The organism is Planococcus sp. RAB007_Raresut, from assembly GCF_057369535.1.
The window spans coordinates 91,487-111,546 of sequence record NZ_JBXYIF010000005.1; the positions used below are offsets into that span (position 1 = coordinate 91,487).

Annotated in this window: 18 protein-coding genes; 4 read left to right on the plus strand and 14 right to left on the minus strand. The window is 45.0% G+C overall.

Features of this window, described 5'->3' with window-relative positions; translation table 11 throughout:
• Nucleotides 1–10: 10 nt before the first annotated feature.
• The 4 genes from AC2Q9J_RS11150 to AC2Q9J_RS11165 all read right to left on the minus strand — a co-directional run bounded on the left by AC2Q9J_RS11150 (nt 11) and on the right by AC2Q9J_RS11165 (nt 3,770).
• Nucleotides 11–772, minus strand: a complete 762-nt coding sequence (locus AC2Q9J_RS11150) for an iron ABC transporter ATP-binding protein (protein ID WP_499039898.1) — start codon at nt 770–772, stop codon at nt 11–13.
• Nucleotides 769–1,719, minus strand: a complete 951-nt coding sequence (locus tag AC2Q9J_RS11155) for an iron chelate uptake ABC transporter family permease subunit (protein ID WP_499039900.1) — start codon at nt 1,717–1,719, stop codon at nt 769–771. The genes AC2Q9J_RS11150 and AC2Q9J_RS11155 overlap by 4 nt, the downstream gene beginning before the upstream one ends.
• A complete protein-coding gene (locus tag AC2Q9J_RS11160) occupies nt 1,712–2,662 on the minus strand; it encodes an ABC transporter permease (RefSeq protein WP_499039902.1) in 951 nt (316 codons plus the stop codon). Before AC2Q9J_RS11160 ends, AC2Q9J_RS11155 begins: the two co-directional genes overlap by 8 nt.
• 244 nt (nt 2,663–2,906) lie before the next feature.
• Nucleotides 2,907–3,770, minus strand: coding sequence for a DUF6612 family protein (locus AC2Q9J_RS11165; RefSeq protein ID WP_499039904.1), 864 nt, complete (start codon nt 3,768–3,770; stop codon nt 2,907–2,909).
• A gap of 199 nt (nt 3,771–3,969) precedes the next feature.
• Here AC2Q9J_RS11165 and AC2Q9J_RS11170 point away from each other — a divergent pair, with 199 nt between their 5' ends.
• Nucleotides 3,970–5,688: an ABC transporter ATP-binding protein gene (locus AC2Q9J_RS11170; protein WP_499039906.1), complete on the plus strand. Its 1,719-nt coding sequence runs from the start codon at nt 3,970–3,972 to the stop codon at nt 5,686–5,688.
• 307 nt (nt 5,689–5,995) lie between these two features.
• On the opposite strand, the gene hflX is transcribed toward AC2Q9J_RS11170, so the two are convergent.
• Together hflX and AC2Q9J_RS11180 are read right to left on the minus strand one after the other, a co-directional pair.
• Nucleotides 5,996–7,267, minus strand: coding sequence for a GTPase HflX (gene hflX / locus AC2Q9J_RS11175; RefSeq protein WP_499039908.1), 1,272 nt, complete (start codon nt 7,265–7,267; stop codon nt 5,996–5,998).
• Between the two features lie 89 nt (nt 7,268–7,356).
• Nucleotides 7,357–8,061 (minus strand): VOC family protein, encoded by a 705-nt coding sequence (locus AC2Q9J_RS11180; RefSeq protein ID WP_499039909.1) that lies wholly within the window; start codon nt 8,059–8,061, stop codon nt 7,357–7,359.
• A 171-nt stretch (nt 8,062–8,232) separates the two neighbouring features.
• Between AC2Q9J_RS11180 and AC2Q9J_RS11185 the strand changes: the two genes are divergently transcribed.
• The gene (locus tag AC2Q9J_RS11185) at nt 8,233–9,783 is read left to right on the plus strand and encodes a BCCT family transporter (protein WP_499039911.1); all 1,551 of its coding nucleotides are present in this window, start codon (nt 8,233–8,235) and stop codon (nt 9,781–9,783) included.
• A 65-nt stretch (nt 9,784–9,848) separates the two neighbouring features.
• On the opposite strand, the gene putP is transcribed toward AC2Q9J_RS11185, so the two are convergent.
• Nucleotides 9,849–11,372, minus strand: a complete 1,524-nt coding sequence (putP, locus tag AC2Q9J_RS11190; protein ID WP_499039913.1) for a sodium/proline symporter PutP — start codon at nt 11,370–11,372, stop codon at nt 9,849–9,851.
• Between the two features lie 109 nt (nt 11,373–11,481).
• On the opposite strand from putP, the gene AC2Q9J_RS11195 reads away from it, so the two are divergent.
• Nucleotides 11,482–11,844 (plus strand): DUF2188 domain-containing protein, encoded by a 363-nt coding sequence (locus AC2Q9J_RS11195; protein ID WP_499039915.1) that lies wholly within the window; start codon nt 11,482–11,484, stop codon nt 11,842–11,844.
• Nucleotides 11,845–11,957: 113 nt separating this feature from the next.
• Here AC2Q9J_RS11195 and AC2Q9J_RS11200 read toward each other — a convergent pair whose 3' ends face one another.
• From AC2Q9J_RS11200 to desA, 3 genes are all read right to left on the minus strand, one after another.
• On the minus strand, nt 11,958–12,557 hold the full coding sequence (locus tag AC2Q9J_RS11200; protein WP_499039916.1) for a response regulator: 600 nt from the start codon (nt 12,555–12,557) through the stop codon (nt 11,958–11,960).
• Nucleotides 12,554–13,690 (minus strand): sensor histidine kinase, encoded by a 1,137-nt coding sequence (locus AC2Q9J_RS11205; protein ID WP_499039918.1) that lies wholly within the window; start codon nt 13,688–13,690, stop codon nt 12,554–12,556. Before AC2Q9J_RS11205 ends, AC2Q9J_RS11200 begins: the two co-directional genes overlap by 4 nt.
• A 90-nt stretch (nt 13,691–13,780) precedes the next feature.
• A complete protein-coding gene (gene desA, locus AC2Q9J_RS11210; RefSeq protein ID WP_499039919.1) occupies nt 13,781–14,803 on the minus strand; it encodes a Delta(5) desaturase DesA in 1,023 nt (340 codons plus the stop codon).
• A gap of 270 nt (nt 14,804–15,073) precedes the next feature.
• Here desA and AC2Q9J_RS11215 point away from each other — a divergent pair, with 270 nt between their 5' ends.
• Nucleotides 15,074–15,304 carry a hypothetical protein gene (locus tag AC2Q9J_RS11215; RefSeq protein WP_499039921.1) on the plus strand — a complete coding sequence of 77 codons (231 nt, stop codon included), beginning with the start codon at nt 15,074–15,076 and terminating at the stop codon, nt 15,302–15,304.
• Nucleotides 15,305–15,340: 36 nt separating this feature from the next.
• Here AC2Q9J_RS11215 and cydC read toward each other — a convergent pair whose 3' ends face one another.
• The 4 genes from cydC to AC2Q9J_RS11235 form a co-directional block, all read right to left on the minus strand.
• A complete protein-coding gene (gene cydC, locus AC2Q9J_RS11220) occupies nt 15,341–17,047 on the minus strand; it encodes a thiol reductant ABC exporter subunit CydC (RefSeq protein WP_499039923.1) in 1,707 nt (568 codons plus the stop codon).
• The gene (gene cydD / locus AC2Q9J_RS11225; protein ID WP_499039925.1) at nt 17,044–18,789 is read right to left on the minus strand and encodes a thiol reductant ABC exporter subunit CydD; all 1,746 of its coding nucleotides are present in this window, start codon (nt 18,787–18,789) and stop codon (nt 17,044–17,046) included. Before cydD ends, cydC begins: the two co-directional genes overlap by 4 nt.
• Before the next feature lie 176 nt (nt 18,790–18,965).
• Entirely contained in the window at nt 18,966–19,142 is a 177-nt protein-coding gene (locus tag AC2Q9J_RS11230) for a hypothetical protein (RefSeq protein WP_499039926.1), read from the minus strand.
• Nucleotides 19,143–19,249: 107 nt separating this feature from the next.
• Nucleotides 19,250–19,975, minus strand: coding sequence for a hypothetical protein (locus AC2Q9J_RS11235; RefSeq protein ID WP_499039928.1), 726 nt, complete (start codon nt 19,973–19,975; stop codon nt 19,250–19,252).
• Nucleotides 19,976–20,060 lie beyond the last annotated feature (85 nt).

A 20,060-nucleotide genomic window follows, 5' to 3' on the forward strand; every position in this document is an offset into this window, starting at 1 on the left:
CTCCTCTTTTTTAAGAATTGAAATACACACAAATCCGGCAATTGTTCATCTGCTGAATCGGAATATCCATATCGTAGATTTCTTTTAATGCTGCACTTTGAATAATTTCTTCTGTCGGTCCGTCTTTTACGACGCGGCCGTTTTTCAATGCGACAATCCGGTCCGAATAGACCGAAGCGAAGTTGATGTCGTGCAGGACGATGATGACAGTCTTGCCAAGTTCATCAACGAGGCGGCGCAGAATTTTCATGATTTGCACTGAATGTTTCATGTCCAAGTTGTTCAACGGCTCATCGAGGAGCACGTAATCCGTATCCTGGGCAATGACCATGGCAATAAATGCGCGTTGGCGCTGGCCGCCCGATAATTCATCCAGGTAAGCATGTTCCATTTCAGCCAAATCCATGTAGGCAATTGCCTGATCAACCATTTTTTCATCTTCATCATTCAAGCGTCCCTTGGAATAAGGGAAACGTCCAAACGATACCAATTCGCGGATTGTCAGCCGCACATTCATGAAATTCGACTGCTTTAAAATTGAAACCCGCTTTGATAATTCATTGGATTTCATTTTTTTCGTGTTTGTCGAATCAATCAGCACTTCACCGGTGTCCGCATCCAGAAGCCGGCTTACCATTGATAAAAGCGTTGATTTGCCGGCTCCGTTCGGGCCGATGAAAGACGTGATCTGGCCCCTTTGGATATCAACAGAGACATTTTCCACGACTTGTTTTTTTCCGTAAAGCTTGCTCAATTCACGTACTTGGATCATTTAGCCCGACTCTCCTTTAATAATAGATAGATGAAATAAATTCCACCGATGAAGTTGATGATTACGCTGAGCGTTGTGTTGAAAGTGAAGAGCCTCTCCACTACCCATTGCCCGCCGACCAAGGCGAGAACGCTGATGACAATGGCACCAAGCAGCAGCACCGAATGTTTATAGGATTTGAAAAACTGATAGGACAGGTTCGCCACAATCAGGCCGAAGAATGTAATCGGACCGACAAGCGCTGTGGCAACTGCGATCAAAACCGCCGAAAGGATAAGCATATAGCGGACCAGCGAATCATAATTGACTCCCAGGTTCAGCGCTGTGTCCCGTCCGAGTGAAAGTACATCGAGTGACGCGTTATGCTTCCAGGCAAATACAATCAGTATTACGATTACAATCAATGAAAGCCAGACCAGATCCGAATTGACGTTGTTGAAACTCGCAAACATCTGATCCTGGACGATCTGGAATTCATTGGGATCGATCAATACTTGCAGGAAGGTTGAAATGCTTCCAAAAAACGTACCGAAAATGATGCCGATTAATAATAGGAAGTAAATCGGCTGGTTCCCTTTTTTAAATAGGAAATGGTAGAACAATAAAGCGAAAACGACCATGGCCGCTATTGATAAGACGAAATTGACTTGTCTGTTCATGATGCTGATGTGATCGGATCCAAGGAAGAAGATCAGCAAAGTTTGGAGCAGCATGTAAAGCGAATCGAGCCCCATGATACTCGGTGTGAGGATCCGGTTATGCGTTATGGTCTGGAAGACCACTGTCGCATAAGCGATCGCTATCCCTGTCAGCACCATGGCGAATACTTTAACACCGCGTCTCGGCAATGCATAATCGAAACTTCCGTTCAGGTCATGGAAGAGATAAACTCCACAAGCCGCCAGAGCCATGGCCACAAGTATGAGCATCTTATGTAAATCACGCATACGCCTTCCTCCTAAACAATAAGAAGAGGAAGATGAAGCTTCCAATGACACCGACCATCAGGCTGATTGAAATTTCATACGGGTATATCAAAACTCTTCCTAGAATATCGCACAGCAGCAAGAATATGGCTCCAAGCATCGCTGTGTGCGGCAATGTTTTCTGTAAATGGTCTCCTTTAAAAATTGAGACGATATTCGGGATGATCAACCCAAGAAACGGGATGACGCCTACCGTCAAAACGACCGTCGCTGTTATCAGTGCCACAAGTGTCAAACCGATATTGACAATGCTGCGGTATTTCAGTCCAAGGTTTTTGGAGAAATCTTCACCCATGCCCGCAACTGTAAACCGGTTGGCGTACAGATAAGCGATGATAAACACAGGAACACTGATATAGAGCAGCTCATAGCTCCCTTTCATGACCATCGAAAAATCTCCCTGCAGCCAAGCGGACATGTTTTGGATAACATCCGCCCGGTATGCGAAAAAGGTTGTAATGGAAGAAAGGATATTCCCAAACATCAAACCGACCAAAGGAATGAAAATCGCATCTTTGAATTTGATGCGGTTGAGAATTTGCATAAACAGGAATGTACCCGCTAAAGCAAATACGAAAGCTACAGCCATTTTCTCAATCATGGACGCATTGGCGAACATGAGCATTGAAACGAGAATTCCAAGCCTTGTAGCATCGAGTGTACCTGCTGTCGTTGGCGACACAAATTTATTGCGGCTCAATTGCTGCATGATGAGTCCTGCCATACTCATACCTGCACCTGCCAGCAAAATGGCAACCAGCCTTGGCAGACGGCTGATCAGGAAAATCTGTGTTTCTTCCGACCCAAAATCCAGCAGATCAAATGGACTGATACTGCTTACTCCGACAAACAGCGAAATGACAGACAGTATGAATAATGCTGGTATTAAATATCTTTTTTTCATGACTGACCCTCATCCGTGTCCAGTAAAAACTTACTTGACTGATTATGATAGTGATAATCATTATCACTCTCTCACAAATCTTAGTATAGCATTTGGGAATTCACTGTCAACGAATAATTGAGAATAATTTTCATTTAGACGAGAAAAAAGACATTTGTCGTTCTTTTGCCACAATTGATGTGCAATAGAAAAACCGCGTGCTTCACCGTATAAGGTGGAACACGCGGCTATTTGAACCGTTTAATCAGTAGCCATTCATTTCTTCGGCATTCTCAATTACTTCGGCAGGTACGATAATGGCATCAATTCCATTGAAATTACTGTACTCAGCTTGCATATCGCTTTGGATATTCACCGATTCGCCTTCCATTTCCATGTCAAAATCCATCGTCATATTGATCGTATTAGGCTGGTAGGTGTCTTTATCGATGAAAATCTCGTAATAGATTTTATTGATGGTCATGCCGTCCATGATTTCCTGCGCATCGACGTCAAGCTCGCCAAGCATCTGGCCCATTTCTTTAGAAATCAATTCTTCGTACTCCACTCCCGCCGCATCCAGTGTCAAAACGAATTCATCTCCGGTCTGTTCGAATGTGAAATCATCCTGAAAAGCTTCCAGCTGTTCAAATTGACCGGCCAGATCGCCCGACTGCTGCTCCATCATCATCATTGCTTCCAAATCTTCCATCTCATCCGCTGGCAATTTGACCCACATATCCATCATCGGATCGTAGCTGTAGAGGCCATCAGATGTATAGTACATTTCGGTTTCCATGGCCGGCATGTCCTCCATGCCTTCAGAGACAAAAGTTGATTGGGCTTTTTGATAAAACGCCAATGGCTCGACAGTCATATCCATTGAGATATCCATTTTCATGTCCATATCCATTTCAGGTCCCATAACCATCGTCTGGTTTGTGACCATGTCCATATGAAAACTTTTCGCTTCTTCAGATGCTGCAGTCGTTTTTGCAAACAGTTCTTCCAATGTGAGGTCGCTAGTTTCTTTAGGATCTGTTTCCTTCGACGGTTCCGCCGATTCTCCGCATCCCGCCAACGTTAGGGCAAGTGCTCCAGCTCCCATATAAGCTATCCATTTCTCCAAATCGCTCATCCTTTCCAGTTTCTGTGTTACTGAATAATACGAAGCAATCCTCAAGAAGTTTCATTAAATAGTTCTATTTCCGAAATTTCAATCGTTTATTTTCCTTTTATGGACTATACTTTTCTTTGTGAGAAAAAATCTTACTGCAATCAGTCTCGGCTTTAGCCGCTCTGTCCAATAAATACAAGAGGTGAATTTTTTGAATTTAAAACATTTTTTCAAGTACTACAAACCCCATAAACGCCTGTTTATCGTCGATTTCACAAGTGCGGTAATCGTCGCGATACTCGAATTGGCTTTCCCGGTAGCCGTTCAATACTTTATCGACGAATTACTGCCGAGTGGTGAATGGAGCACCATCGTTACCGTAAGCATTCTTTTACTGGCTGTGTTCCTGCTCAGCACGTTCCTCCAATATATCGTAAGTTTCCTCGGGCATAAGCTCGGCATCAATATTGAAACCGATATGCGCGAAGAACTTTTCACCCATGTCCAGCGGCAGTCTTTCCGCTTTTTCGACAATATTAAAACCGGACATATCATGAGCCGCATCACCAATGATTTATTCGACATCGGTGAATTGGCCCACCACGGACCCGAAGATTTCTTTATTGCCATCATGACGTTCTTCGGCGCGTTCGGCATCATGTTCTGGATCAATCCAAAACTGGCGCTTGTTACACTGATTGTGGTGCCATTCCTGATTTGGCTGATCACTTATTGCAACATCAAGATGAATTCTGCCTGGAGCAATATGTACGGCAAGATCGCCGACGTCAACGGCCGGGTGGAAGACAGTGTTTCCGGCGCACGAGTCGTGCAATCTTTTACGAATGAAGAATTTGAAATCAACCGTTTCAAAAAAGACAACGGCAGTTTTCGCCTTGCCAAGCTTGTCGCTTATAAAGTGATGGCTGCGACCCATTCCAGCATCTACATGATGACGCGTCTTTTGACCTTAGTCGTCCTTGTTTATGGCGCATGGCTGAATTATCAGGGCGAATTAAGCTATGGTGAACTCGTCAGTTTCGTGCTGTTCCTGAATGTGCTGATCAAACCGATTGATAAAATCAGTGCGTTGCTTGAACTGTATCCGAAAGGAATGGCCGGCTTCAGCCGCTTCCGCGAACTGATTGACCAGGATCCTGACATTGTTGACAAGAAAGGCGCCAAGCCGATTACCGGTTTGCAGGGCAATATCACTTTCGACAACGTCCATTTTGGCTACGATGAACATAAAAAAGTGCTTAACGGCATCGATTTGAATCTGCGCGCAGGCGAAACAATCGCTTTTGTCGGTCCATCCGGAGCCGGCAAGACGACCATCTGTTCATTAATCCCGCGCTTCTATGACATTCAGCAAGGTTCGATCGCCATTGACGGCATCGATATCCGGGACATGACCAAGCATTCCTTGCGTTCCCATATCGGCATCGTGCAACAGGACGTTTTCCTGTTCACGGGCACAATCCGTGAAAATATCGCATATGGCAGACAAGGCGCAAGCGATGAAGAAATTCTTGCCGCAGCCCGCAAAGCCCACTTGGAAGACTTCGTCAATAAATTGCCGGATGGCTACGAAACGCAGATCGGTGAACGTGGACTGAAATTATCAGGCGGCCAGAAACAGCGGCTTGCCATTGCGCGCATGTTCCTGAAAAACCCGCCGATTCTGATTCTGGATGAAGCGACTTCCGCTCTCGATACGGAAACCGAACGTGTCATTCAGCTGGCTCTTTCTGAGCTTGCCGAAAACCGCACCACTTTGATCATCGCCCATAGACTTGCGACAATACGCGACGCAGACCGCGTCATCGTGGTGACTGAAGATGGCATCGCAGAACAAGGCGGCTACAGCGAACTGCTTGAACACGACGGCATCTTCGCGAATCTGCATCGTATTCAGTTTCAGCAGTAATACCGAAAAGCGACGGCACCCGCTTAGCTCTGAAAGGCATAAGACGATTTGGCGAAGCGGCGTCTTTCCAGCCGCACAGCCAAAGTGGCTTATGACCCGAAGAGCTGGGTCGACGGAGTCTGGACAATAAAGAAAAGCGACAACGCGACCGGTCCTTCCGGTCGCGCTTTTTTGCTAGTTGGGCGTATTTCCTTCGAAGTTGGGCGTATTCCGGGTAAAGTTGGGCGTATTTGGACCATAGTCGGGCGTATTTGCAAAATAGCCCCAAAACAAAAGCAGGCTTCCGCGAAAGCCTGCTTTTTTTATTTCATTTACCTACAACAAATTCCTGATAACGGTCGTAATCCGCCCGGCTCAGTTCCACCCGCAGCGAAGTACCTTCTTCTTCGTATTCCGTTTCGCGGATGGTAGCTGTTTCGTTCAGATAAGCGACGATATCCCCACGGTCAAATGGAATGACCATCCGGCAAGTGACGTAGTCAGCGAAAATACGCTGCTTGATCATCGCCAGCAATTCATCGAGGCCCTTGTCATTTTTCGCGGAAATCCAGAGCCCGTCGCCATTTGTCCGCGGATGCGGGATGCCGGCAAGATCCGATTTATTGTAGACATAGATTGTTGGAATATTTTCGACACCGACTTCATGAAGCGTCCGATTGGTGACGTCCATCATATGGCGATGTTCTTCGTGGGAAACGTCGACAACATGGAGAAGCAGATCGGCATTGCGCGCTTCCTCAAGGGTCGAGCGGAATGCGCGCACCAAGTGATGCGGCAGTTTGCTGACAAACCCTACCGTATCGGTAAGGAGGAAGCTTTTATTGTCATTCAGCAAAATCTGGCGCACGGAAGTTTCCAAGGTTGCGAACAGCATGTCTTTTTCAAAAACCTGTTTCTCTTCCTGCTGTCCTGTTTTTTTAAGCAGTTCATTCATGACGGTCGATTTACCAGCATTCGTATAGCCGACTAGTGACACGACCGGCATGCCTTTTTTCGTGCGCTGCTTGCGCTGTGTAACACGCTGGTCTTTGATGTGCTCAAGTTCTTTATGCAATTTCGAAATCTGATCTTCGATTTTCCGGCGGTCGAGTTCCAGTTTCGTTTCACCGGCACCACGGTTTGCGACTCCACCACTGCTGCTCCCGCCTTGACGGCCGAGAGATGCGCGAAGTCCGATCAGTCTCGGCATCATGTATTGCAATTGCGCCAATTCCACCTGAACCTGCGCTTCACGTGTTTTCGCGCGGCGCGAGAAAATATCGAGAATCAGCATTGTCCGGTCGATGACTTTGCATTCCAAATCTTCCTCGAGATTCCGTATTTGCGAAGGAGATAACTCATCGTTGAATATAATCAGATTCGCTTCTGTTTCTTCATAGAAGGCTTTTAGTTCATCGACTTTCCCTTTTCCGACATAATGGGAAGGGTTGATGCGATCCAGATTTTGGGTGATTTCACCAAGCACTTCGACGTTACAGGCTTCAGCCAGGTTTTTCAGTTCATCCATTTCGTAATCGAAGTGCGTGTCCTTTTGAAGCTGCACGCCGACCAATACCGCTTTTTCAATCAATGTATCCATATGCACATTCTCCTTTACAGCAGTTTCACTATGCTGTTTCTACTGCCTTCATCTTATCACAGGGACGCCAGAGCTTTATATTCAAGCCATCAAATCCGGTAAATCCCTTTTTCGTATACTACCCGTTCTTCACCATTTTGATAACGGACTTCTTCCAGCCGCTCTTTAATACCGGTCTGTTTGCGGAACTCTATTAGACAATTCGGCAATTGCAGGCTGCCGCCAAGAAGCGTTTTCCACCTTCTGCTCGCCGCTTCTACATCTTCCACTCCGAATACACAGCGCTCCAATGTCCGGGTCTCATCTGCCGGGTCAATAGCTCCCGAAGCACGCAATCCCTCAAATCGTTCTTCATCGGTTTCATTCCATTCAATAAAGAACGGGTTCGGCAGACGATCGGAAAAATCCTCGTTGATGAACAGCATCTTCCACTCAATCAGTTTTCCTTCACCAGTCCGGCGGCTGCCATCCAAGATCCCGCTCGTCTGAAAACCTTCTGCCGTTAAACGCCCGTCCAATTCTTCAATGGATTCAACACGAAAACAAACCGTACCGAATCCTGCTCCATTATGCAGCAGCAATTGGGTTAAAGGATGAGAGGCGGACTCAGCAATTTCCCGATTCTCCAGTGACAGCCATTCAATATAGCTGTCTTTGCCATACCATAAAGCGTTCCGCGTACCCCAATTCTCATGGCGTCCGCCTATTACTGCATGGCGATTTTCTTGTTTCCAAAATTCCACCGCCTGCTCCGGCGTTTCTTCTATAAAATGTATGACATGATCGAATAACATGCATAAGCACTTCCTTTTCTTCAGCTTTGGAAACCCAATCTACCGTATAATTTTTTTCAAACTTTTCAATTTAATCCTGCCAAACTTCCCCCTATCGGTAGTCTTTAAAGGTTATTTTCGATAGGCTAGGGTATATAGAAAAATAATTACATATTAAAACAGGAGGTCATCATGGACAAAAAATTATGGATTAACCCCGTCTTTATTGTATCAACGCTTGTCATCCTGCTGCTGGTTGTACTTGGAGCATTGGCAAACGAGCAGTTCAAGTCAGTATCCGACACCTTATTCAGTTTCACAACTGATAACTTCGGTTGGTTCTACCTACTCGCTGTATTTATCATTACCCTATTCCTCGTTTTCATATCCATCAGCAAGTATGGAAGCATTCGTCTCGGGGCAGATACAGACCGTCCCGAATTTCCTTTTTTCACTTGGATCGGCATGCTGTTTTCAGCAGGATTCGGTGCTGGCCTTGTATTTTGGGGCGTAGCTGAACCGATGAGCCATTTCTTCACCACCCCTTTCGGCAATGAAGCACAAACACCCGAAGCAGCACGCATTGCGATGGGCTATTCATTCTTTCATTGGGGCGTCAGCCAGTGGTCCGTATTCGCGATTGTTGGACTGGTCATTGGATTCCTGCAATTCAGAAAGAAAAAATCAGGTCTGGTATCGACCGCTCTCGAACCCGTAACCGGTTCTAAACCACTGATTAAGCATTCGATCGATTCTTTGGCTGTAATCGCTACTGTCATGGGGATAGCAACTTCGCTGGGTCTTGGTGTATTGCAGATGAACGGCGGTTTGAATGCCGTGTTCGGAATCGAAAATTCATTCACCATCCAATTGATCATCATCGGTGTCATGTTCGCCGCCTATACATTATCCTCTTCAACGGGACTACATAAAGGGATTGCTTACTTGAGTAACCTCAATCTTGGTTTGGCACTTGTGCTAATGGTATTCGTATTCTTTGCGGGGCCGACCGTTTTCATTATGGAAACATTTACATTGGCGCTCGGTGATTACATTACGAACTTCATCCAGTACAGTTTGCGTATGGAACCATATGCGGACGGAGAATGGGTCCGCGGATGGACCATCTTCTACTGGGCTTGGGCAATTGCCTGGTCCCCGTTTGTCGGAGCCTTTGTCGCGCGCGTTTCCCGCGGACGTACAATACGCGAGTTTGTCCTCGGCGTACTGGTCATCCCGCCGGCAATTGCCTGTGTGTGGATTGCTGTTTTCGGCGGTACCGCTTTATTCTATGATTTGAACAATGGTACTGGCATCGCGGAAGCCGTCGACAATGATCTGACTTCCGCCCTGTTCCAGACTTTCGGTGTCCTGCCGCTGACAACAATCATGTCAGTTCTCGCGATACTGCTGATTTTCACTTTCCTTGTAACTTCAGCAGACTCCGCCACGTACATCCTGGCGAGCATGACGAGTTTCGGAAGCCTCAATCCACCGACAGCCTTTAAACTGATCTGGGGTGTATTGATGGCATCAATCGCAGCCGTCCTCCTTTATTCAGGCGGACTCGAAGCATTACAGACTGCATCTCTGATATCGGCGCTGCCATTTACTGTGCTCCTATTATTGATGGTATGGTCGTTCATCAAGCTATTGCGCACTGAAACACCGCCAATCCGCAAATCAGACTTGCGCCAGTTCAAGAGAATGGAAAGAGAAGCACGCAAAGACCAACGTAAATAAACAAGTTAAAGACAAACAAAAAAGCTCAACCCTATCCATACGGAAGGGTTGAGCTTTTTATTTTTTTATGACTTGTCTTCTTTGATCAAACGTACTGTTTCATCAAACTCTGTTTCAATTTCTTTATTTGGCTTGTACGTGACAAGACTTACCAACCATGCAACCAGTAGACACAGGATGAATCCTGGAATGATTTCGTAAACACTGCCGAAGAACTCTTGGGTTGGTGTCGCAGTGGCTCCTTCTTCAACTGTACCGATCAAATCCCATATGATAACAGTTGCGGCACCAACGATCATACCTGCAAGTGCACCCATACTGGTAAACTTGCGCCAGAACAATGACAGGAGGATCAGCGGACCAAATGCGGCACCAAAACCTGCCCATGCATAAGCCACCAGATCAAGGATTGTTTGATTTCTTTCCCATGCCAGGAAAGCAGCCAACAAAGCTACAATCAAAACACCGGCACGGCCGAGATTTACTACAACAGTGTCGGAAATTTTCTTCTTAAACGCAATTTTATACAAATCTTCCACCAATGCCGAAGAACTTACAAGCAATTGGGATGAAATCGTGCTCATGATGGCAGCCAATACAGCTGCAAGCATCAACCCAGCGATAAGCGGGTGGAACAGAATTTGTCCGAGCGCGATGAATACCGCTTCCGGGTCTGTCAATGTCGCACTTGGATTTTGCTGGAAATACGCAATACCGATAAGCGCTGTCGCCACAGCTCCGATAAGGCTGAGAATCATCCAGCCAATACCAATGCGGCGCGCAACCTTAACTTCTCTTAACGTTTTAATCGCCATAAAACGGACGATGATATGCGGCTGGCCAAAGTAACCTAGGCCCCAAGCTACCGCGGAAATAACACCGATTACTGAAGCACCGGTTGTGAAGTTAAGCAATGCCGGGTCCACAGCACGGATGCTGTCCGCAGTTCCCTCGAATCCGCCCGTCACAAAAATTCCGATCGACGGAATTGCAATCAATGCGAGGAACATCATGATTCCTTGAACAAAGTCAGTATAGCTGACGGCAAGGAATCCACCAAAAAGTGTGTAGGCTACGACAACTGCGGCTACGATGACCATACCAAGCTGATAGCTCAGCCCAAATGAACTTTCGAAGAATACGCCGCCAGCCACCATTCCAGAAGAAACATAGAACGTGAAAAAGATCAGAATAATAATACCTGATACAATTCTTAATAATCGTGAAGAATCTCTCAATCGATTTTCTAAAAAGCTCGGAATTGTAATCGAGTCTTTTGTTACGAGTGAGTAAATCCGCAAACGCGGTGCCACGAAATACCAGTTTAAATAAGCCCCGATTGTTAAACCAATCGCAATCCAAACTTCCACTAGACCTCCGACATAAATAGCTCCGGGAAGGCCCAACAATAACCAGCCCGACATGTCGGATGCTCCTGCACTAAGTGCTGCTACGGCAGGCCCAAGACCACGTCCTCCAAGCATGTAATCCGATAAATTGACGGTTTTGCGATAAGCATACCATCCGATAAATAGCATAGCGATGAGGTAAATAATTAGCGCTATGATTTGATAAGTTAAATCTGACATCTTATCTCCCCCTTCCACACCATTGTAACATTCTGAGTCTTTAATACCAGTAATTTTTTGTTTCGCATGCTAATAAAAGGGGGAATTGAGAGGCAAGGAGGCGATTATTGTGCCATGGAATAAAGACGATTATCCGGATTCATTCAAAAATTTAAACGCTGACGTACGCAACAAAGCAATTGAAATCGCCAACGCTTTGCTTCGCGACGGATATGAAGAAGGAAGAGCGATTCCAATCGCACTCGACCGCGCTAAATCCAGTGTCCACGGCGATGAAGAACAACCGATTTATGAAATCCGCGCACATGATGAAGGCTGGCAATTAAAGAAAAAGGACAGCAAGAAAGCCATTTTAATCGAAGAAACAAAAGAAGAGCTGATGGGCGACGCCAAACGTTATGTCAATAAAAACAATGGCGAACTCCATATTTACACGGAAGATGGAAAACTCGAAGATAAATTATATGAATAAGCATGATTTCAGTTTTTTTGGAGCTGAAATCCCACAAAAAAGCCTGCGAGGAATAGAAGATTTCCTCACAGGCTTTTCTGTACTCAGACATCATTATTAATCGACCCTGCCGGTTATTTGAACCAGCCTTTTTCCTTGAATCGCGAAATGGCTTCTATCCGGTTGCCGACTTCCAGTTTATCAAGGATCGTCGAAATATAATTTCGCACAGTCCCCGATGTAATAAACATTTCTTTTGCGATTTCATTGGTGCTTCGACCTTGCGCAATCAGTTCCATCACTTGCTTCTCCCGCTCCGTCAGGGGGTTGTCACTTTCATAAGCAAGATCAACGAGCTCAGGAGCGTAGATGCGTCGTCCAGCCATGATGCTGCGAATCGAAGTGGCGAGGTCTTCACTCGGACTGTCTTTCAATAGGTAGCCGCTGACACCCGCGTTCCGGGCACGTTCAAAATATCCAGACCGCGCAAAAGTCGTCAAAATGATCACTTTACATGGATGTTCTTTAAGATGTTCTGCCGCATCCAATCCGCTTTTCAGCGGCATTTCAATATCCATGATGCAAATATCCGGATTCAGATTCGCTACAAGATCGACTGCTTCCTGTCCGTTTGAAGCCATTCCGACCACTTCCATGTCTTCTTCAAGATCGAGCAAGGAACCTAAAGCCCCCAGCATCATGCGCTGATCTTCTGCCAATACGATTCGAATCATGCCATCTCCCCCTTGGAATTATGAAGAATTACATTAGGTACCCGTATATTCAAAGTCATTCCTTCCACGCCTTTGATATCAGCGGAACCGTTGATGAACTCCAGCCGCTCTCTCATCCCCGCCAAACCATTGCCTTGCATAAACCCTCCTGTTTCTGGCAGGCCGATGCCATCGTCCTGCACCTGCACCAGAACTTCCTGCGGTGTTTGTTTAATGAGGATTGTACATCTCGTTGCCCGGCTGTGCTTGACGACATTATTGACCGCTTCCTTCAAACACATACTGAGCACATTTTCCACCAGTAAAGGCGTGTTTTTAAGTTTCGGACTGCCGTACATGACGAAATCGATTTCAGCCGCTTTCAAAATCTGCTGCACCCGCAGTAATTCGTCTTCAAGCTTCGTTCCCCGCATATCCGACACTAATTCACGCACTTCTTTCAATGCTGTGCGCGCAGTCTGCCTGACGTCATTGATTTCATTCAGCGCAGCTTCGGGATCACGGTAAATCAGCTTGCTCGCCAAATCACTTTTCAATCCGATCAAAGAAAGTTTTTGGCCGAGTGTATCGTGGAGATCACGGGCAATCCTTTCTCTTTCTTCTATAATAACCAATTGTGAAATCCGCTTATTCGCGTCTTCAAGCTGTCCTTCCAGCTTTTCGCGTTTATTGCGGTTATAAGTATTGAACGGCAAAAGGATGACTCCGAGTATCGTCAGCACGATAAATGGCAGCTGTGTCATGAAAAGCTCACTGTGGAAGGTGATGCCAAAAGCCACTGCTGTAATGGTGGTTCCGATATGAATACCATAAATGATGAAAAAACCGATTTTATTGCGGATATTGCCAATGAAAAAGGCTACGAAAATCGCCAGATAAACATACCCGAACAGGTAGGTCAATACGATATTAACGGCCATTTCAAGGCTTACCCAAACATATACAAAACCGGTTTTCGAATTTACAGACAAGCGATAGGCCAAAAAGAACAAGCCTAAAAGCGCGATGCCCACTGAAATCTCGATTACCGAAGATGAACGGAAAAGGAAGAAGAACGGTAAAATACAAAAAATCACCCAAGCGTAAAGGCTGAGCCACGGGTTTTTCGGGAATAATTGATACCAGCTTTGCATAAGCTCCTCCTCGTATTGCTATTATTATCCATCATACCAAAAACTCGATAAAAGAAAAAACCATTCCGGCGAGGAATGGCTTTTCGAACTTTAGTTGGCAGCAGGCTTCTTGGAATCGTCCAGAAGGTGCTTGATGTCGCCAAATGTTACAAAGGTTTTGTTTTTTGCGTCATATACTTTATAGCGCAATGATTTAAGACTGGATTTAATGTTAATCGTTGTCGCCTGGTGAAGAGGCGGAGTTGAAACATGCGCTTTTTCCAAATTGTAATTCGGTACACGCGGGCTCAAGTGATGCACGTGGTGGAAACCGATGTTTCCTGTTACCCATTGCAGTACTTTCGGAAGCTGATAATACGAACTTCCTTCAACAGCAGCCTTAACATAATCCCATTCGCTTTCATCTTCAAAATAAGAATCTTCAAATGTGTGCTGTACATAGAACAACCAGATGCCTAGTGCTCCGGCTACGAACATTGTCGTGCCTTGTACAATAAGGAATGCCTGCCAGCCTATAGCCCAAATTAGCAATGAATAGATCACGACTAATGAGATATTGATCAAATACGTGTTGTTACGCTCTTTTTTACGTGCGTCTTTACGGTTGAAACGGCTTGATATCAATACCAGGAATAATGGTCCAAGTCCGAACATGACCAGCGGATTGCGGTACATGCGGTATTTGAAACGTTCCCATTTAGAAGCTTCAACATATTCATCGATTGTCATAACCCAGATATCGCCGACTCCGCGCTTGTCGAGGTTACCACTTGAAGCATGGTGAATTGTATGTTCGCGTTTCCACTTTTCAAACGCGAATAATGTCATGATGCCGGTAATCGTACCGACAATTGCATTCGCTTTTTTGTTTTTGAAGAAAGAACCATGTGTACAGTCGTGGAAAATGATGAATGTTCTAACCACAAATCCTGCAGCGACGATTGATGAAGCAATGGTCAGCCAGATTGAGACGTCCAGTGCCTGATACGCAAGGAACCAAAACAGGATGAAAGGAGGTATCGTATTGACCATTTGTCTGATGCTTGCCTTCACATCTGCCTGCTCAAAAGGTTTTACGTATTTACGGAGTTGTGCTGTCTTTTCTTTACTCATAATTTTTCCTCCTTATTCGGACACTCAGCGCCCGGATAACTTATTAACCTAATCATAAAGAAAAAGACGATTATGAATAAGTCATAAACGCACGGATTTATACATGACACTTGTCATGTATATCGCTTTCGGTCGAGTTTTCTTTCCGAATAAGCAGGGTATTGTAGGATTAATGCGAATACATATAATAGCACACGAAAAATGCTTTTAAATCCCATTAATAAATACAGGCGGGAAGTCCTTTACACAATACAAAAAGAGGTGGATTCCATGATTTATCTGGTTGCAATCATTATGATTTTTTCCATACCGTTAGCCGCAATCATCACTTCACACCTGGAAACTCAGACCAAGTTGAAGCATAAGATGATTGAAAGCGAAGTTGAACTGGAAAAGCTGAAGCATGAAAATTATGTTATTGAAACGCAAAAATTACGGTTGGAATTGGAACAGATGAGACTGGAAGACGCGAAAAAGGAACAGGACTTTTTAGCAAAATAAAAAGGCAGAGCTGAAATCAGCTTTGCCTTTTTACATTTATGCCATGACCTGCTGTTCAATTTCTTTCAATCCGTAAAAATAGCCTTTGCTTCTCATCAATTCATCATATGAACCACTTTCGATCAGCTTCCCATTTTCGAGGACAATGATTTGGTCCATCTTCTCAAGACCGGTCAAATCATGGCTGACGACAATAAATGTATGGTCAGGATGGTCATTGAACAGACGGTCATATATGAGCTGGCCAGTCGCAGAATCAACTGATGAAACAGGTTCATCCAGCATCCACACTTCACCTTTTTTCAATATTGCCCGCGCTATCGCCAGACGCTGTTTTTCTCCACCCGAAAGATTCTGCCCTTTTTCTTCAACTTTCATGTCGAGGGAAAATTTGCCGAGTTCGACTCCTTCCAAAGCCGCTGCCAGCTGCTCATCAGTCGCGGATGAATCAGCAATCTGCAGGTTGCTGCGGAGAGTTCCTTGGAAAAAATGATTTTCCTGCAATACTACATTTAAGTGCTGCCAGATGTTTTCCTGTGGAAATACTTCTGAATCAATACCATTGAATAACACTTGCCCATTTCGGGCCGGAAGAATATCCATCAATACAGCCAGCAGGGTGGATTTCCCTGAGCCACTTGGTCCGACAATCGCAGTTTTGCTGCCGGGCAGCAAATTAATTGAGATATTTTCCAGCGCCGGCCGCTGTTCACCCGGAAAAACATACTGCAAATTTCGGGATGAAATGGATAGCGGTCCCTCAGGCAATTCTGAACTTCCCTTTACGCGCGGCATCTCATCCACAACGGAGTCCAAGCGGACTGCCGCTTTGCGGCTTTCTTCAAAATGAGATGGAAAAGCGGCCATTGGCGCCATGTTTTCAAAAACGCCAAGTGAAATCATCACGAGCATCGCAAGGAATAAACCGTCCAATTCTCCGGAAGCTGTAAAATAGGCGCCGCTCGTCAAAATTGCCAAAGAAATCAAGAGGGCAATAAACCCATTCATCGACTGGCTGTAGACTTCTTCTTTTCCTTCACTTTTTTGTTCTTCATTATAAGAATCGATCAGACCGGATAAATGTTGTTCCTTGCCAGCCAATTGCCGGTAAATTTTCAAGTCACGGAAGCCGTAAAGGAATTCAGCCGCTTCTGCGGATAAAGCCCCTCTGCTTTCTCTCGTTCTCCAATCGCGGCGGCGTTTTCGCCAGGCAAAGTATGCTGGAACCGCAACTGCCGTCAACAAGTAGCCGACCGCCAGTATAATTGCTGTATAAAATGAAAAATACAGTGTGAACAGAATCGTCCCGCTAAACACCAGCAACAGCACGACTGGTGGATAAAAGACACGCAACAGGAAATTCTGCAAGCTCTCAACATCCCCGATAATTCGTGACAATAAATCTCCGCTTCGGTATTTAGTGTAGAGTTCCGGCGCTAAAGGTGACAGTCTTTCAAAGAAAGACACTCTTAAATTCCCCAGCATCGTGAAGGTTGCTCTATGCGAAAACAACCTTTCTGAATAGCGGCTGACCGCTGAACCGAGCCCGAATAATTTCAAACAAGCGCCTATCACAATCAGCACAGTCATTTGGTTGGTCAACGCCGCTTTTGAGATCAAGTAACCACTTGAAGCCAATAATGCTACGCTGGCCAACCCTGCAAGCAATCCAAAAATAATAGCCAGTGTGACGTCCCTTTTTTCGCGTAATGTCAGTTTCAGCACTTGCGTTAATTCGCTCATCGCATTGCACCTCCCGGTTGAAGCGGCAGAAGATTTTGATAAGGTACGAAGTTCGCGGCAAGTTCCGCATGAGTTCCGGCAGCTGCCACTCTCCCGTTATCAAGGTAAACGATCTGGTCGGATGTTCTGATTGTGTGAAGTCTGTGGGCCACTGTAATAACTGTCGCGTTACGTGAAAGTTCCGCAATCGACTGCTGTAAAATTCGTTCTGTCTGCAAATCCAAACCTGTCGTCGGTTCGTCAAAAAGGATGATGGTCGGCTTTTTCAAAAAAGCGCGTGCCAGGGCGATGCGCTGTTTTTCTCCGCCGGATAAGCCGCGTCCCCCTTCACCCACCAGTGTTTCATAGCCTTCCGGCAATGAATCGACCAGCTCATAAATGCCCGCTTTTCTCGCTGCATCATCGATTTCTTTTGCACTTGGATCTCTATTGACGCCAATTGCGATATTTTCCCTGATTGTCCCCGCAAACAAATAAGGAGATTGGGAAATGTAGCTGAGTTGCTTAAACCAAGATGATTCGTCAATCTCGATTCGCGGTTTTCCATCAATCAGGATGTTCCCACCTTTTAACGGCAACAAACCTGCAATCAGGTGCATCAATGTAGTTTTTCCTGAACCGCTTTTTCCGATAACCGCAATTTTGCTGTAGGGTTTGATGGCCAATGAAACATCACTTAATTCAAATTGCTGGCCGTATGAAAAGCTCAGGTGCTCAAGGCTCAAATGAGGAACTTTTCCTTCTGCCAGTTCGGCGTCCCCCCACACCACTTGCTTCCGTTCTTTTGTAAATTCTTCATTCATCATTTGCGAAGCAGAGACACTTCCCCTCGCTGTATGGAACGCGCTGCCGAAATCCTTCAGCATCGTAAAGAAATCAGGAACCAAAATCATGATTAAAAAAGCACTGAAGAAAGAGATGTTATCAAATACAACTAGCCGTAAACCGACTTCCAAGGCGATAATCCCGATACTCAGCATCGATATATATTCAAGAGTCAAAGAAGACATAAATGCAGACTTTAGGACATCCATTGTAGAATCCCGGAAGTTTTTGCTGCTTTTTTCTATTTTGTCTTTTTGTTTTTCCCCTTGTCCAAAAAGACGCAAAGTAGTCAGCCCCTGCAGGATATCAAGAAAAGTGCCGGAAAACCTATTGAGTTGCTCCATCTTTTCATCTGCTTTTTCTTTTGTCCGCTTACCAACGATTGCCATGAATACCGGGATAAATGGTGCAGTCACCAAAATGATCAAGCCCGTTGTCCAGTTTTGGGAAACGATGGCGACCAGAAGCATAAGCGGAATAATATAGCTTTGAATCAGCTGCGGGATGTATTTGCTGAAAAAGCCGTCCGTCTCATCAACCGCATCCATCAACAAGCTCACCTTTTGACCAGAATGGCTTTCGGCGGAAGTCAATATGGGATCTTCTTTGAACGACTTGATCAATCTTAAACGAAGCTGTTTCTTTATAGTGGCTGCCATGTCGACACCCGTCCGACCGATAAGGTAGCCGGCAGCGGAACGGATAATGATGGCAAACAATAGCGCAATCAGAAAAGGGGTGATATCTTCAAAAGTTCTATCTTTTATAAAGACCCCATCTACAACAAGAACGAAAAATACAGCCTGGCCAATCATTGCCGCCCCTCTAAGGACAGACATAACCATCAGCAGGCTTATTGCACTTTTCTGTTCGAAAGCCAGTTGTTTCAAGTCTTTCATGCCGCTCTTCCTCTCCATTCGTATACCCCTATTATAAAGCATAGCAGCCTATATTCCGTTCCATGCGCCTGCCAGCGAGCTTTAAATCACTTATATTGTTACAGCCTTGTTAACAAAGCGTCCTTGGTTTATTTCCCGGGAAATAAAATCTTTCGAACACAAAAAACCCGCAACATTTAAGTTCGCGGGTTTTTCTAGAACATATTGATTTGTCCGTCCGTTTCATTTTCTGAAATTGAAATCACTCTTTGAAGCAGGACAATATCCTCTCTAATTTGCTGGCGCATTGAGAGGTCAGTGCATTTCCGATATTCATGCTGCAGTTTATCCAGTTCGTAAACGAAAACGACTTTTTCCTCTTCTTTAACCATTTCGGCCACCTCATAGTATAGTAGTTTGAAAGGCTTATACTATAGTACCTATTTATTGAGTTGAATTATACCTTAACTAGTGTTAAATTGCTATCTATTTGCTACTTTTAAATAAACAGAAGTAAAACGGAATACGATACCATTCCAATTCCAAAAGATATGAAACTGCTTTCACGTTCTTCGGGCAGTTCTTCCTTCAATACGTTAAGGATGACTCCCCCCGCCAGCAGCGCGACTAGAAAGGAAACAACAACATCCGCCACTTCTGTAAAAATGCCTGTCAGCCAGCCGATTACAATCGCAGCTGTGAGCAGCCATCTGCCGTATTTATCATAGTCCACTTCATGGGAGCTGCGCAGAGCTTTATCATTCGTTATAAAATGGAGGCCCATCGCAATAAAATACAAGAAAGTTCCCCAGCTGTTTTCAAAATGGTCGTGAACCAATAAATATCCAATCAGAGCATTATACAAAGTGAAAGTACCGATATGGATCCAGAAGACCCCTGACCCTCCCTTTACTTCACCGCCCTCACTTTTTTTCGACTTTTTGACCATCACTTCCAGCCCATAAAAGATCGCCAATCCGATCATCGCGACAATATAGATATGACTTTCAATGAAAGCCCAGGCACTGCCTTCCAGTTCACCTTCTAACTCACTTTGGAAATGTCCAAGCTCAGGCAGAAGATGCAAAAAAACATAAGCTACAGAAATACCACCGGCAACTGACAAAAACCGGCTGCGCGGAACAACTTTAAGAAACTTCATGTATTTTGAGAATAAATGAATAAGTACAAAACCGATAATATAAATAAGAGTAGTCCAAAACATATGAATCGCTCCATTCGCTTCGCAACAAAAAATGGGTCCCGTCAAATTGACAGGAAATAAACTTATAAATGAAGAAAAAGCAGAT